General features: G+C 66.7%; 15 protein-coding genes. 7 read left to right on the top strand and 8 right to left on the bottom strand.

The features are described 5' to 3' along the window. Nucleotides 1-54: 54 nt before the first annotated feature. The 5 genes from AB6807_RS04355 to AB6807_RS04335 are packed head-to-tail and all read left to right on the top strand — an operon-like array spanning nucleotide 55 to nucleotide 5,624. Nucleotides 55-1,575 carry a 3-hydroxyacyl-CoA dehydrogenase gene (locus tag AB6807_RS04355; protein ID WP_371083626.1) on the top strand — a complete coding sequence of 507 codons (1,521 nt, stop codon included), beginning with the start codon at nucleotides 55-57 and terminating at the stop codon, nucleotides 1,573-1,575. A gap of 20 nt (nucleotides 1,576-1,595) precedes the next feature. Further along, the gene (locus AB6807_RS04350) at nucleotides 1,596-2,375 is read left to right on the top strand and encodes an oxepin-CoA hydrolase, alternative type (protein ID WP_116908939.1); all 780 of its coding nucleotides are present in this window, start codon (nucleotides 1,596-1,598) and stop codon (nucleotides 2,373-2,375) included. 60 nt (nucleotides 2,376-2,435) lie between these two features. Further along, on the top strand, nucleotides 2,436-3,155 hold the full coding sequence (locus AB6807_RS04345) for a Crp/Fnr family transcriptional regulator (protein ID WP_116908938.1): 720 nt from the start codon (nucleotides 2,436-2,438) through the stop codon (nucleotides 3,153-3,155). Between the two features lie 55 nt (nucleotides 3,156-3,210). Continuing rightward, a complete protein-coding gene (locus AB6807_RS04340; RefSeq protein WP_371083625.1) occupies nucleotides 3,211-4,299 on the top strand; it encodes a phosphotransferase in 1,089 nt (362 codons plus the stop codon). Nucleotides 4,300-4,352: 53 nt separating this feature from the next. Then, the gene (locus AB6807_RS04335) at nucleotides 4,353-5,624 is read left to right on the top strand and encodes an acyl-CoA dehydrogenase family protein (protein WP_116908936.1); all 1,272 of its coding nucleotides are present in this window, start codon (nucleotides 4,353-4,355) and stop codon (nucleotides 5,622-5,624) included. An 85-nt stretch (nucleotides 5,625-5,709) separates the two neighbouring features. Here the strand turns inward: AB6807_RS04335 and AB6807_RS04330 are convergent, their stop codons facing one another. The 5 genes from AB6807_RS04330 to AB6807_RS04310 form a co-directional block, all read right to left on the bottom strand. After that, the gene (locus AB6807_RS04330) at nucleotides 5,710-6,192 is read right to left on the bottom strand and encodes a GNAT family N-acetyltransferase (RefSeq protein ID WP_371083624.1); all 483 of its coding nucleotides are present in this window, start codon (nucleotides 6,190-6,192) and stop codon (nucleotides 5,710-5,712) included. A gap of 7 nt (nucleotides 6,193-6,199) precedes the next feature. Next, nucleotides 6,200-7,537: a phosphoglucosamine mutase gene (glmM, locus tag AB6807_RS04325; protein WP_371083623.1), complete on the bottom strand. Its 1,338-nt coding sequence runs from the start codon at nucleotides 7,535-7,537 to the stop codon at nucleotides 6,200-6,202. Further along, nucleotides 7,534-8,349 (bottom strand): dihydropteroate synthase, encoded by an 816-nt coding sequence (gene folP, locus AB6807_RS04320; RefSeq protein WP_371084147.1) that lies wholly within the window; start codon nucleotides 8,347-8,349, stop codon nucleotides 7,534-7,536. Before folP ends, glmM begins: the two co-directional genes overlap by 4 nt. Nucleotides 8,350-8,470: 121 nt before the next feature. Further along, a complete protein-coding gene (gene ftsH / locus AB6807_RS04315) occupies nucleotides 8,471-10,387 on the bottom strand; it encodes an ATP-dependent zinc metalloprotease FtsH (RefSeq protein ID WP_116908933.1) in 1,917 nt (638 codons plus the stop codon). A 178-nt stretch (nucleotides 10,388-10,565) separates the two neighbouring features. Next, nucleotides 10,566-11,234 carry an RlmE family RNA methyltransferase gene (locus AB6807_RS04310; protein WP_371083622.1) on the bottom strand — a complete coding sequence of 223 codons (669 nt, stop codon included), beginning with the start codon at nucleotides 11,232-11,234 and terminating at the stop codon, nucleotides 10,566-10,568. A gap of 33 nt (nucleotides 11,235-11,267) precedes the next feature. Between AB6807_RS04310 and AB6807_RS04305 the strand changes: the two genes are divergently transcribed. Both AB6807_RS04305 and AB6807_RS04300 read left to right on the top strand, forming a co-directional pair. Beyond that, the gene (locus AB6807_RS04305) at nucleotides 11,268-11,747 is read left to right on the top strand and encodes a YhbY family RNA-binding protein (RefSeq protein WP_116908931.1); all 480 of its coding nucleotides are present in this window, start codon (nucleotides 11,268-11,270) and stop codon (nucleotides 11,745-11,747) included. A 2-nt stretch (nucleotides 11,748-11,749) separates the two neighbouring features. Then, complete coding sequence (locus AB6807_RS04300; RefSeq protein ID WP_116908930.1) at nucleotides 11,750-12,508, top strand: glycosyltransferase; 759 nt, start codon at nucleotides 11,750-11,752, stop codon at nucleotides 12,506-12,508. A 31-nt stretch (nucleotides 12,509-12,539) separates the two neighbouring features. Here the strand turns inward: AB6807_RS04300 and AB6807_RS04295 are convergent, their stop codons facing one another. The 3 genes from AB6807_RS04295 to AB6807_RS04285 all read right to left on the bottom strand — a co-directional run bounded on the left by AB6807_RS04295 (nucleotide 12,540) and on the right by AB6807_RS04285 (nucleotide 14,377). Then, nucleotides 12,540-12,956, bottom strand: a complete 417-nt coding sequence (locus AB6807_RS04295) for a DUF4149 domain-containing protein (RefSeq protein ID WP_371083621.1) — start codon at nucleotides 12,954-12,956, stop codon at nucleotides 12,540-12,542. An 8-nt stretch (nucleotides 12,957-12,964) separates the two neighbouring features. After that, entirely contained in the window at nucleotides 12,965-13,441 is a 477-nt protein-coding gene (greA, locus tag AB6807_RS04290) for a transcription elongation factor GreA (protein WP_116908928.1), read from the bottom strand. Between the two features lie 66 nt (nucleotides 13,442-13,507). After that, nucleotides 13,508-14,377, bottom strand: coding sequence for a Kdo hydroxylase family protein (locus AB6807_RS04285; protein ID WP_371083620.1), 870 nt, complete (start codon nucleotides 14,375-14,377; stop codon nucleotides 13,508-13,510). Between the last annotated feature and the right edge of the window lie 6 nt (nucleotides 14,378-14,383).

Raw genomic sequence — 14,383 nt, 5'->3', positions numbered from 1 at the left:
GGTGCCCCGTGCGGCGGCCCCGGATACCACTCAACCATTGAAACCCTCCAGCAAATGACAGTGAACTACACCCGAATCGGCGTCGTCGGCGCCGGCGCCATGGGTCGCGGCATCGCGCAGATTGCCGCCCAGGCAGGCAGCGAAGTGCTGCTGCTCGACAGCTTCGCCGGTGCCGCCGAACGCGGGCGCGAAGCCCTCGCCGCCCAATGGAACAAGCTGCACGAGAAGAACAAGATCGACGCCGCCACGCGCGACGCGTACATCGCCCGCGTGAAGGCCGTCGACTCGGCCCAGGCGCTGGCCGGTTGCGACCTGGTGGTCGAGGCCGTCATCGAAGACCTCGAGGTCAAGCGCACGCTGTTCCGCGAGCTCGAAGGCATCGTGGGCGACACGGCCACGCTGGTCACCAACACCTCGTCGCTCTCGGTCACGGCCATTGCCGCCGGCCTGAAGCACCCCGAGCGCTTCGCGGGCTTTCACTTCTTCAACCCCGTGCCGCTGATGAAGGTGGTCGAGGTGGTGGCGGGCTTCAAGACTGCGCCCGATGTCTGCGCGCAGCTCGCGGGCTACGCCAGGCAGATGGGCCACAGCGCCGTGCAGGCGCAGGACACGCCTGGCTTCATCGTGAACCACGCCGGCCGCGGCTACGGCACCGAGGCGCTGCGCATCGTGGGCGAAGGCGTGGCCGATTTCGCGACCATCGACCGCATCCTGAAAGACCAGGCCGGCTTTCGCCTCGGCCCGTTCGAACTGCTGGACCTGACCGCGCTCGACGTGTCGCACCCGGTGATGGAGTCGATCTACCACCAGTACTTCGAAGAGCCGCGCTTTCGCCCCAGCGTGATCACCGCGCAGCGACTGGCCGCGGGCGCGCTGGGCCGCAAGACGGGCGAAGGCTTCTACCGCTACACCGACGGCGTGATGCAGCAGACGCCCGAAGCGGCTGCACCCGTGGTCGAGGGCACGCCCTCGGTCTGGGTGTCGCCGCGTGCGGCGCGCCGCGCCGAGCTGCTGCGCCTGGTGAACACACTGGGCGCGCAGATCGACAGCGGCGCCACGCCCGCCGCGCATTCGCTGATCCTGGTGGCCCCGCTGGGCTTCGACGTGACCACAGTGGCCGCGGTGGAGCGCCTGGACGCCACGCGCACCATGGGCATCGACATGCTGATCGACGACGCCGCCACCAAGCGCCGCGTGCTCGCCACCAACCCGGCCACGCGCCGCGACATGCGCGACACCGCGCACGCCCTGTTCGCGCGCGACGGCAAGGCCGTGAGCGTGATCCGCGACAGCGGCGGCTTCGTCACGCAGCGCGTGATCGGCGCCATCGTGAACATCGCCGCCGACATGTGCCAGCAGCGCGTGTGCACGCCGGCCGACCTGGAAACCGCCGTGCAGCTGGGCCTGGGCTACCCGCGCGGCCCGCTCGCCATGGGCAACCTGTACGGCCCGACCAACATGCTCGAGGTGCTGTTCAACCTGCAGACGGTGTACGGCGACCCGCGCTATCGCCCGAGCCCGTGGCTGCGCCGCCGCGGCGCGCTGGGCCTGAGCCTGCTGCACGAAGAAGAATAAAAGCCGAGGACCACCACGCAATGACCGCCGAACTGAAGAGCACGAGCGAAGGCAGCACCATGGTGCTGACCATCGCCAACCCGACCCAGCGCAACGCCCTGGGCCCCGAGATCTACGCCGCCGGCATCGAGGCGCTCAACGGCGCCGAGGGCAGCGCCGAGATCCGCAGCGTCGTCATCGTGGGCGAAGGCGCATGGTTCTGCGCCGGCGGCTCGCTGCAGCGGCTGCTGGCCAACCGGCAGCTCGACCGCTCGGTGCAGGCCGAGAGCATCGAGGGCCTGCACAACTGGATCGATTCGATCCGTACCTTCCCCAAGCCGATCATCGCGGCGGTCGAAGGCGCTGCCGCCGGCGCGGGCTTCTCGCTCGCGCTCGCCTGCGACTTCGTGGTCGCGGCGCGCGACGCGGTGTTCGCGGCCTCGTACAGCAACGTGGCGCTGTCGCCCGACGGCGGCCTCAGCTGGCACCTGGGGCAGCAGCTGCCGCGCCAGCTGGCCAGCGAATGGCTCATGAACGGCGAACGCATCGGCGCGCAGCGCCTGCATGCGCTGGGCCTGGTCAACGAACTCACCGAGACCGGGCAGGCGCTGCAGGGCGCGCTGGCCTTAGCCGCCAAGCTCAACGCGCGCGCGCCCAACTCGCTGGCGAGCATCAAGGAGCTGCTGAGCGATGCGCGCGGCGCCACGCTCACCTCGCAGCTCACGCAGGAGCGCGACCACTTCGTGCGCAACCTGCACCACGCGAACGCAGGCATCGGCATTGCCGCGTTTCTCGACAAGAAGCCACCGCAATACGAGTGACGCCCCCCGCGTCGCTCCCGTGACACCCCCCGCCTTTTCAGTCGCCGAGAGGACAGACCAATGGACGACCCCATTCTTACTATCGAAGAACGTGAAGCGATCAACAGTGGTCGCTGGTTTTCTTCCCTATCCCCATCGCTACGGCACGACATCCTCCGATGCGCTTTCGTCAAACGCTACAAGGACGGCGACCTGATCGCTGCCCGCGGCGACCCGCCCGAACACTGGATCGCCTGCGCCAAGGGCGCGGTGCGCGTGAGTTCGACGGCCGTCTCGGGCAAGCAGGTGACGCTGACCTACGTGGAGCCGGGCATCTGGTTCGGCGACGTGGCGATGTTCGACGGGGACCGGCGCACGCACGATGCGTATGCGCACGGGGACAGCACCATCCTGTGCGTGGCTCGCGCCGACTTCCAGAAGATCCTGGCGTCGCACGTGGAGCTGTACGAGGCGCTGATGCGACTGCAGGCGCGGCGCATCCGCACGCTGTTCGGGCTGGTGGAAGACCTCAACACCCTGCCCCTGCGGGCACGGCTGGCCAAGCAGCTCATTCACCTTGTGCGCAGCTACGGCGTGCCGAACCTGGACGACGGCAGCCAGATGCGCATCGGGCTGCAGCTGGCGCAGGAAGAACTGGCGCAGCTGCTGGGCGCGTCGCGCCAGCGGGTCAACCAGGAGCTGAAGACCATGGAGCGCGAGGGCACCATCCGCATCGAGACGAGCGGGCTCGTCATCCTGGACCGCGCGGCGCTCATGCGCGTGTCGGAAGCTGAAGACTAGAACGCGCACCTGCAAGAAGACCACCGACAAGAACAGACAAAAGACAAGCACCGACATGAGCCAGGACTTCTCCAACTTCATCGGCACCCGTGCCGTCTCGCAACAGCACGCCTTCGACGTCGACGCGCTTGCCGCCTGGCTCGAGAAGAACCTCGAGGGGTTCAAGGGGCCGCTGACGGTCGAGATGTTCAAGGGCGGCCAGTCGAACCCGACCTACAAGCTGGTCACGCCGTCGCAAAGCTACGTGATGCGCGCCAAGCCGGGCCCGGTCGCCAAGCTGCTGCCCTCGGCCCATGCGGTGGAGCGCGAGTTCAAGGTGATGAGCGGCCTGGCAGGCACCGACGTGCCGGTGCCGCGCATGTACTGCCTGTGCGAGGACGAAGGCGTCATCGGGCGGGCCTTCTATGTCATGGAATTCATGCAGGGCCGCGTGCTGTGGGACCAGTCGCTGCCGGGCATGAACAACGACGAGCGCGCGGCCATCTACGACGAGATGAACCGCGTGATCGCCGCGCTGCACTCGGTGAAATTCGCCGAGCGCGGCCTGGCCAGCTACGGCAAGCCGGGCAATTATTTCGAACGCCAGATCGGCCGCTGGAGCAAGCAGTACGTGGCGTCCATCACCCAGCCCATTCCCGAGATGGACAAGCTGATGGAATGGCTGCCCGCGCACATGCCGGCCAGCGCGCGTGACGAGAGCATGGTGTCGATCGTGCACGGCGACTTCCGCCTGGACAACATCATGTTCCACGCCACCGAGCCGCGCGCCATCGCCGTGCTCGACTGGGAGCTGTCGACGCTGGGCCATCCGCTGGCCGACTTCAGCTACCACTGCATGTCGTGGCACATTTCGGGCGCCACATTCCGCGGCATCGGCGGCCTGGACCACAAGAGCCTGGGCATTCCGACCGAGAGCGAATACATCCGCAAGTACTGCGAGCGCACCGGCCTCACCACGCCCGAGGCGCTCGCGCCCGACTGGAACTTCTACCAGGCCTACAACCTGTTCCGCATGGCCGCGATCCTGCAAGGCATTGCCAAGCGGGTCGAGGCCGGCACCGCATCGAGCGAGCAAGCCGTGGCCTCGGGCCGCGGTGCACGCCCCATGGCCGAAATGGCCTGGCAGTTCGCCCAAAAGGCGTAACCGCCGTCCTTCAGCGCCACCCCACTCACACAGGACCCACCAGGAGACACAAGATGGACTTCGAATACTCGGCCAAAACCAAAGACCTCCAGAAACGCGTCAAGGCGTTCATGGACGAGAACATCTACCCGGCCGAAGCCGAGTACAGCGCCGAGCTGGCCGCCAACACGGTCGCCGGCAAGCGCTGGAGCGCGCTGAAGACCGTCGAGAAGGTCAAGGAAAAGGCCAAGGCCCAGGGCCTGTGGAACCTGTTCCTGCCGGTCGACAGCGCCTCGGCGTCCGGCTACGCCGGTGCCGGCCTGACCAACCAGGAATACGCACCGCTCGCCGAGATCATGGGCGCGGTGCCATGGGCGAGCGAAGCCTTCAACTGCTCGGCGCCCGACACCGGCAACATGGAAACCATCGCGCGCTACGGCTCCGAAGAAATCAAGGCACGCTGGCTCAAGCCGCTGCTCGAAGGCGAAATTCGCTCGGCCTTCGCGATGACCGAGCCCGACGTGGCCTCCAGCGACGCCACCAACATCGCGACGCGCATCGAACGCCAGGGCGACGAGTACGTCATCAACGGCCACAAGTGGTGGATTTCCGGCGCGGCCGATCCGCGCTGCGCGGTCTACATCACCATGGGCAAGACCGACCCCGACGCGCCGCGCCATTCGCAGCAGAGCATGGTCATCGTGCCGGCGGACGCCAAGGGCATCCGCATCGTGCGCCCGCTCAACGTGATGGGCTACGACGACGCGCCGCACGGCCACGTCGAGATGTACTTCGAGAACGTGCGCGTGCCGGTGGGCAACATCCTGCTGGGCGAAGGCCGCGGTTTCGAAATTGCGCAAGGCCGCCTTGGCCCGGGACGCATCCACCACTGCATGCGCCTGATCGGCCTGGCCGAGCGCGCGCTCGAGCTGATGTGCAAGCGCGCCTCGTCGCGCGTGGCCTTCGGCAAGACCGTGGCCTCGCAGACCGTGACGCAAGAGCGCATCGCCGAAGCGCGCTGCAAGATCGACATGGCGCGCCTGCTCACGCTGAAGGCCGCCTGGCTGATGGACGTGGCCGGCAACAAGGTCGCCAAGAACGAGATCGCCATGATCAAGGTCGTCGCGCCGACGATGGCCTGCCAGGTGATCGACTGGGCCATGCAGGTGCATGGTGGCGGCGGCATGTGCGACGACTTTCCGCTGGCCAACGCCTACGCGCATGCACGCACGCTGCGCTTCGCGGACGGTCCGGACGAAGTGCACCGCAACGCGATCGCCAAGTGGGAGCTGGGCCGCTACGCGCCGAACAAGGCCGACGCCGACATGCCGGTGACGCGCTTCTGATTGTTGTGTTGCTCCCTCTCCCTTGCGGGTAGAGGGTTGGGGCGAGGGCCGACGGCGTTCAAAACGCCGCGGCCCTTTTTCTTTGTCAGAGCTTCTTTTGCAGGAAGACAGCGTGGCCGAAGGCCGGGTCGAGCTGGTAGCCCGCGAACCCCTCGCGCTCGTACGCGCGCAACGCGGGCGCGTTGCCCGACAGCACCTCGAGCGTGAGCTTGCAGGCGCCCCGGCGGCGCGCCTCCTGCTCCACCAGCGCGAACATCTGCTGCGCCACGCGCTGGCCGCGGTGGCTGGCCAGCACCACCACGTCGTGGACGTTCACCAGCGGCTTGCAGGCGAAGGTCGAGAACCCCTCGATGCAGTTGACCAGGCCCACCGCGTGTTCGCCGTCATAGGCCAGCACGCTGAAAGCCTGCGGGCGCGCCGCCAGCGCGGCGGGGAGCCCCTGGCGAACCACCGCATCGAGCGGCGTGCCGCCGCCGGCAGGGTCGCTGGCATAGGCATCGAGCAGGCCGACCAGGGCGGTGGCTTGCGCCGCGTCGCGGTAGTCGACGAGACGGACGTTGATCGGCATCACCACATCACTTCGCCGGTTCGAGCGTGGCCGCCAGCCGCTTCGCGCTCGATTCGGCCTGGGCCGCATCGCGCGCCTCGACCATCACGCGCACCAGCGGCTCGGTGCCGCTCGCGCGGATGAGCACGCGGCCCGCGTCGCCCAGCTCGGCCTCGATGCGCTCGGTTTCGCTGGCAAGGGCCTGGTTGTCCTTCCAGTTCTGCTCGGGCGCGAGGCGCACGTTGATGAGCGTCTGCGGGAACAGCGTGACGCCGTCGAGCAGCTGCGCCACGGTCTTGCCGCTGCGCACGCAGGCCTGCAGCACCTGCAGCGCGCTGACGATGCCGTCGCCCGTGGTGTGGCGGTCGAGGGCCAGCAGGTGGCCGGAGCCCTCGCCCCCCAGGATCCAGCCGCGCTTGTCGAGCTCTTCGAGCACGTAGCGGTCGCCCACCTTGGCGCGCACGAACTCGATGCCCTGCTTGCGCAGCGCGACCTCGACGGCCTTGTTGGTCATCAGCGTGCCGACCACGCCGACCGGCTTCTCGCCGCGCGCGATGCGCTCGGCCACCATGAGGTACAGCAGCTCGTCGCCGTTGAACAGGCGGCCGCTGGCGTCGACCAGCTGCAGGCGGTCGGCGTCGCCGTCGAGGGCGATGCCGTAGTCGGCCTGCTGCGCCGTCACCGCGCTCACCAGCGCCTGCGGGTGCGTGGCGCCCACGCCCTTGTTGATGTTCAGGCCGTCCGGCGACACGCCGATGCTGGTCACTTCCGCGCCCAGCTCGTGGAACACGTTGGGCGCCACCTGGTAAGCCGCGCCGTGCGCCGCATCGACCACCAGCTTCATGCCGCGCAGCGTGAGGTCGTTGGCGAAGGTGCTCTTGCAGAACTCGATATAGCGGCCGGCCGCGTCGTTGAGGCGGCGGGCCTTGCCCAGGGCGGCGGAGTCGGCCCACACCGGGGCTTCTTCCAGCGCGGCTTCCACCGCCAGTTCCCAGGCGTCGTCGAGCTTGGTGCCCTGCGCGCTGAAGAACTTGATGCCGTTGTCGGGGTAGGCGTTGTGGCTCGCGCTGATCACCACGCCGAGGCTGGCGCGTTGGGCCCGCGTGAGGTACGCCACGCCGGGCGTGGGCAGCGGCCCGAGCAGCACCACGTCGACGCCGGCCGAGTTGAAGCCCGATTCGAGCGCCGACTCCAGCATGTAGCCGGAAATGCGGGTGTCCTTGCCGATCAGCACCGTCGGGCGGGCCTGGGTTTTCTTCAGCACGCGGCCCACGGCATGCGCCAGGCGCAGCACGAAGTCGGGGGTGATGGGGGCCTGGCCGACCGTGCCACGGATGCCGTCGGTGCCGAAATATTTGCGGGTCATGGTTGTCCGATCTCGTTTTTTGTTTGTTGTGGTTCTTGCGCCTTCATGGCGCGCCATACGGCGATGGCGGCAACCGTGTCGCGCACGTCGTGCACGCGCACCACAGCCGCGCCGCGGTCCACGGCCAGCAGCGCCGCGGCCATGCTGGGCACGATGCGCTCACCGGCCAACTCGATGCCCGTGACCGCGCCGATGGACGACTTGCGCGACCAGCCCAACAGCAGCGGCAAACCGCCCGCGAGCAGTTCGCGCTGGCGCGCGAGCAAGGCGAAATTCTGCGCCACGGTCTTGCCGAAGCCCACGCCCGGGTCGAGCGTGATGCGCGACGCGTCCACGCCCAGAGCACGCAGCAGTTGCGATTGCGCGTGCAGGAAGGACAGCACCTCGGGAATCACATCGCCGGCCATCGGCACGGCCTGCATGGTCTGCGGATCGCGGTGCATGTGCATCATGCAGATGCCGCACGAAGGGTGCGCCGCCACGGCCTCGCGCGCGCCCGGTTGGCGCAGCGCCCAGATGTCGTTGACGATGTCCGCGCCCAGGTCGAGCACCGCGCGCATAACCTCGGGCTTGTAGGTGTCGACGGAGACCGGCACGTTCAGCTTCACCGCCTCGCGAACCACGGGCAGCACGCGCGCGAGTTCGTCGTCGAGCGACACCGCCGGGCTGCCGGGGCGCGTCGATTCACCGCCGATGTCGAGGATGTCGGCGCCCTCCTTCAGCAACTGCTCGCAGTGCCGCAGCGCGGTGCCGGTGGAGGCGTGGGCGCCGCCGTCGGAAAAGGAATCGGGCGTGACGTTGACGATGCCCATCACCCGTGGCAAGGACAGGTCGATGCGAAAGCGCGAGGTTTGCCACACCGGCGCGGCGGCGGGCGGCTCGCCATGAAAAACGGGGCCAGAGGCCCCGTTGTCGCTTGCTTGCAAACCCACCTCAGGCTGCGGTCGGCGCCGGGTCGGGATTGACCGCCGGCGTGCCGCCGCTGCCACCGCTGCCCGAGGGCGGAATGCGCGGCGTCCAGTCCTTGGGCGGGCGCGGTGCGCGGCCGGCCATGATGTCGTCGAGCTGTTCGCTGTCGATGGTTTCCCATTCGAGCAGCGCCTTGGCCATGGCGTGCATCTTGTCGCTGTTCTCTTCGATCAGGCCGCGCGCCAGGGCGTACTGCTCGTCGATGATGCGGCGCACTTCGGAGTCGACCTTTTCCATGGTCTGCTCGCTCATGTTGGTCGTCTTGGTGACCGAGCGGCCCAGGAACACTTCGCCTTCGTTCTCGGCGTAGACCATCGGGCCCAGCGCATCGGTCATGCCGTAGCGGGTGACCATGTCGCGCGCGATGGAGGTCGCGCGCTCGAAGTCGTTGCTGGCGCCGGTGGTCATCTGGTGCATGAACACTTCTTCAGCGATGCGGCCACCGAACAGCATGCTGATCTGATTGAGCATGTACTCGCGGTCGTAGCTGTAGCGGTCTTGCGACGGCAGGCTCATGGTCACGCCCAGGGCGCGGCCACGCGGAATGATCGTTACCTTGTGCACCGGATCGCACTTGGGGAGCAGCTTGCCGATGAGGGCGTGGCCGGACTCGTGGTAGGCCGTGTTGCGGCGCTCTTCCTCGGGCATGACCATGCTCTTGCGCTCGGGGCCCATGAAGATCTTGTCCTTGGCCTTTTCGAAGTCCTGCATTTCAACGACGCGCGCATTGCGGCGCGCAGCCATCAGGGCGGCTTCGTTGCACAGGTTGGCCAGGTCGGCGCCGGACATGCCGGGCGTGCCGCGAGCGATGACGCTCGGATTCACGTCCTGGCCCAGCGGGACCTTGCGCATGTGCACGCCGAGAATCTGTTCGCGGCCACGAATGTCGGGCAGCGTGACGTAGACCTGGCGGTCGAAACGACCCGGGCGCAGCAGTGCGGCGTCCAGGATGTCCGGGCGGTTGGTGGCAGCCACCACGATCACGCCGAGGTTGGTTTCGAAGCCGTCCATCTCGACCAGCATCTGGTTGAGCGTTTGTTCGCGCTCGTCGTTGCCGCCGCCGAGGCCGGCGCCGCGCTGGCGACCCACTGCATCGATTTCGTCGATGAAGATGATGCAGGGTGCGTTTTTCTTGGCGTTCTCGAACATGTCGCGAACGCGGGCAGCGCCCACGCCGACGAACATTTCAACGAAGTCGGAACCCGAGATCGAGAAGAAGGGAACCTTGGCTTCGCCGGCGATCGACTTGGCCAGCAAGGTCTTGCCGGTGCCGGGAGGGCCGACCAGCAGCAGACCACGAGGAATGCGGCCACCGAGCTTCTGGAAGCGCTGCGGGTCCTTCAGGAAGTCGACCACTTCACGGACTTCTTCCTTGGCCTCGTCGCAGCCTGCGACGTCGGCGAAGGTGACCGTGTTGTTGTTCTCGTCCATCATGCGGGCCTTGCTCTTGCCGAAGCTGAACGCCCCGCCCTTGCCGCCGCCCTGCATCTGGCGCATGAAGTAGATCCAGACGCCGATCAACAGCAGCATCGGGCCCCAGCTGACCAGCAGCGTCATGAGGAGCGAGCCCTCTTCGCGCGGCTTGACGTCGAACTTGACGTTGTGGTCGATCAGGTCGCCCACGAGGCCGCGGTCGAGCACCGTGGCGGTCGTGCGGATCTTGCGGTCGTCGTTGGTAACGGCAACGATCTCGCCGCCACCGGCGCCTTCAGGAATGACGGCGCTCTTGACCTGGTTGTTGCGGACCTGGTCCAGAAACTCGGAGTAGCTGACTGCGCCAGAGCCGACGCCACCGCGGGTGTCGAACTGCTTGAACACAGTGAACAACACCATGGCAATGACGAGCCATACGGCAACTTTGGAAAACCACTGATTGTTCAAACGAAGCTCCAGTCGAAAGCGCGTGACGAGGATATGAAAAAACGCGCTATGGGTACGCAATTGCGCCCCATTTTAGGCTTTTCAAGCTGCGAAAAGCGGGCATTTCCCTAATGCAGCCATAGGATGACAGGGGTTTGCGCCCCGGGCGCACCCTTTGGACGCCTGATTCGGCAAGGTATCAATGCGTATCCTGGGCCTTCAAGCCCATTCCGACGAGGAAGGTCTCGGACGATTTGTCCCGCGACGCCTTGGGCTTGAAGGGCTTCACGGTGCGGAAATTCGCCTTGAAGAGCTTCACCAGGTCGTCGTACCCGCTGCCGTGGAACAGCTTGGCCACCAGCGCCCCTTCAGGCTTCAGGTGGTGCTGCGCGAAGTCGATGGCCAGTTCGATCAGGTGGGCCACCCGCGCCGCATCGGCCGAATGAATGCCCGACAGATTGGGCGCCATGTCCGAAACCACCAAATCGGCCTTGCGCCCCGCCAGCACGCCGAGCAACTGTTGCAGAAGCGCATCTTCCCGGAAATCGCCCTGCAGGAAGGTCACGCCCTCGATGGGCTCCATGGCCAGCATGTCCAGCGCGACGATGGTGCCGTTCAGCGCCCCGGCGGCCGCGCCGTCGGGCGACATGCGCCGGCGCAGGTACTGGCTCCAGGCGCCGGGGGTGGAGCCGAGGTCCACCACGAGCTGCCCCGGTTTGACGAGACCGAGCGACTCGTCGATTTCCTTCAATTTGTAGGCGGCGCGCGCCCGGTATCCCTCTCGCGTGGCGAGTTTCACGTAGGGGTCGTTGATATGGTCGTGAAGCCACGCTTTATTGACTTTTTTGCTTTTGGCTTTGGTGCTCATGAGGGTCTTCGTGTACGCGTCGATAATACGGGGATGCCCGCCATTCAACTTACCCCTGCCGAGCGCAAGGTGCACCGCGCCGAAGCTCACCACCTGGATCCGATCGTCATGGTCGGTGGAGACGGGCTCACCCCTGCCGTAAAAAAAGAAGCCGACGCGGCGCTGAAGGCCCATGGCCTGATCAAGGTCCGCGTTTTCTCCGACGACCGCCTCGCCCGCGACGCCATGCTGCGCGAACTGGCTGACGAACTCGACGCCGCCCCCATCCAGCACATCGGCAAGCTGCTGGTGCTGTGGCGCCCGAAGCCCGAGAAGGAACGCGTGGTCGATGAAGACCGCATGCCCGGCCCGCGCGACGTCAAGATCGTCAAGTACAGCAAGCGCGGCGGCCAGCGCCCCGAAATCAAGACCTTGCGTGTGCTCGGCAACCAGCGCCTGACCCCCGGCGGCACCATCAAGCGCGCCAAGGCCAAGCGGCCGCTGTCGGCCAAGAAGCGCAACCAGGCAGACTGAGCTTGGCGGCAGTGCAAGGCGCCCAGCGCCATATCCTCTGCATGAAGTGGGGCACGAAATACGGCCCCGAATACGTCAACCGGCTCTACGCGATGGTGCGCCGCAACCTCCGCGGCGACTTCAAGTTCGTGTGCCTGACGGACGACGGCAACGGCATCCACCCCGAGGTGACCTGCCTTCCCATTCCACCGCTGAACCTGCAACTGGCCCCCGGCCAGCGCGACGGCGCCTGGAAGAAGCTCACCACCTTCGAGCAGGACCTGCACGGCCTGCGGGGCACCGCCCTCTTCCTCGACCTCGATGTGGTGGTCGTGGGCAGCCTGGACGCCTTCTTCGAGCAGCCCGGCGAGTTCCTGATCATTCACGACTACGCGCGCCCCTGGCGCCGTGGCCGGATCACCGGCAATTCGTCGGTCTACCGCTTCGAGCTGGGCGCGCATGCCGACGTGCTGGCGTACTTTCGCGCCAACATGGACAAGGTGCAGGCGGAGTATCGCAACGAGCAGGCCTACCTGTCGGACGTGCTCCACCAGCAAGGCAAGCTCGCTTACTGGCCCGACGGCTGGTGCCCCAGTTTCAAGTACCACGGCATTCCCACCTGGCCGACCAACTACTGGGAAGAGCCCTTCGTGCCCGAGGGCGCACGCATCATGGTGTTCCATGGCGAGTGCAACCCGCCGGACGCGCTGGCGGGTCGCCGCAACCGCGCCTTCCGGTTCATCCGGCCGGCGACGTGGGTCGCCAAATACTGGAAAGAGTGAGGGTAGAGGCGGCAGCTGCCGCCTCTGTCGTTCAGGCGGGCTTGCGCGAGCCCATGCGCCACAGCAGCACGCCGGCGCAAATCCACTGCACCAGGTACATGCCGCTTCCCACGGCATGCCACAGCTTGAGGTTGTCGCGCGCCAGGATGCGCGGCGCCACGGCGTATTGCTGAAGCAGCGCCAGCAGCAGCGCGGCCAGGATCAGGAACATCGACGTCATGACCGGCCCGTCCATGCGTTCGTCCGCCTTGGTCCGGTAGTGGATCAGCAGGATCAGCCCGCAGGCAATCGCGATCCAGCTCTGCGCCTCGAACAGCTGGCCGGCAAAGTTGCCGGCCACCGATGGGTTGCCGAGCCTGGCGAACAGCATCGGCACCACCAGAAAGCCGATCGTGGTGAGGCTGCCCCACCAGAAGGCAGCCAGCATCAGCGCGATACGGTCCTTCATCGAGCGGATCAGATGTAGCGGACGGCCACGATTTCGTAGCGCTTCAGGCCGCCGGGCGCCTGCACTTCGGCGGTGTCGCCCTCTTCCTTGCCAATGAGCGCACGCGCGATGGGGCTGGAAATGTTGATCAGGCCGAGCTTCAGGTCGGCTTCGTCTTCGCCGACGATCTGGTACTTCACCGCCTCGCCCGACTCTTCTTCCTCGAGTTCGACGGTCGAGCCGAACACCACCTTGCCGCCGGCATCGAGCTCGCTCGGGTCGATGATCTGCGCGGCCGACAGCTTGCCTTCGACTTCCTGGATGCGGCCTTCGATGAATCCCTGGCGGTCCTTGGCAACCTCGTACTCGGCGTTCTCGCTCAGGTCGCCCTGCGCGCGTGCTTCGGAAATTGCATTGATGACCCAGGGGCGCTCCACCGTCTTGAGCTGGTGCAGTTCGGCGCGCAGTTTTTCAGCGCCGCGCTTGGTGACAGGTACGGTTGCCATGTTGTTGTTTCTCCATAAAGCGAAACCGCCGAACGCTGCCGTTCGGCGGTCGAGTGAGGGACAGGATCAGACGAGCGTGCGTCCGGTCAGCCGGCTCAGGATCGCGAGCGGGCTCGAGTCGGGATTGTATTGCTTCGATGCAGCCAGATGAAGCGTCTGCTCGAGCATGTACTGCCCCGCCATGACGGCGTGCGAGGTCTGGTCCGAGAAGCACACCCACACCGAACCCGGAGGGAATTTCGCGGTTTCCTGTGGAGAGTTTTCCTGGTACGCCATGTCCGACTTCATGCCGTCGTGCAGCTGCAGCATCAGGTGGTCGTACTCGCTGCGGAACGATTTGGTCACGCGCAGTGCGCGCAGCAGCTTGGCTTGCCAGCGCACGTAAGGCTTGGCGCGCGGCAGAAAGCGCTTGGCGATGTCCTCGAAAGGCTCACCCACGCGCCACACGCGTGGCGCGCCTTCCGGGTTCACATTCGTGAACACACGCAGGATGCGTTCGCCGTAGTTGGGCCGCGATGGGAATGCATCGACGTGCAAGCGCCGGTCGTCCGCGCGCCACGACTGCACGCGCGTCTCGACCTGCGCCGGCCGGTAGCTGGTAGGGGCCAGCCGCAAGGCCGGCGTGTAGTGCGGCAGCAGCCCGTGGATGAGCTGCTGCGCCTGCGCCCGAAAGCGCCCCACCATCGCCGCCGTCGCGCGCTGCACCGCCTCGTCGCCCACGGCGCCCTTGAGCTTGCCGTTGGCATCGAGGCTGATGTTGCGCACGTCGGGCGACAGAAGGCTGGGCGTGAGCAGGCTGCGCTCTTCAGGCAGCAGCTCGAAGCCCAGGCGTGGAAAGTACAGCACCTTGCCCGCTTCGAGCTCCGCGATCCACGCCTCGTTCGGCGTGGCCGCGGCCCAATCCGTCAGGCCGAGTTCGACGAGCTGCGTTTCCATGAGGGC

Origin of the sequence: Variovorax sp. RCC_210 (assembly GCF_041355175.1) — a bacterium.
GTDB lineage: Bacteria > Pseudomonadota > Gammaproteobacteria > Burkholderiales > Burkholderiaceae_C > Variovorax.
Note: the sequence above shows the minus strand (reverse complement) of the source record. Positions and strands in the feature narration are given on the sequence as shown.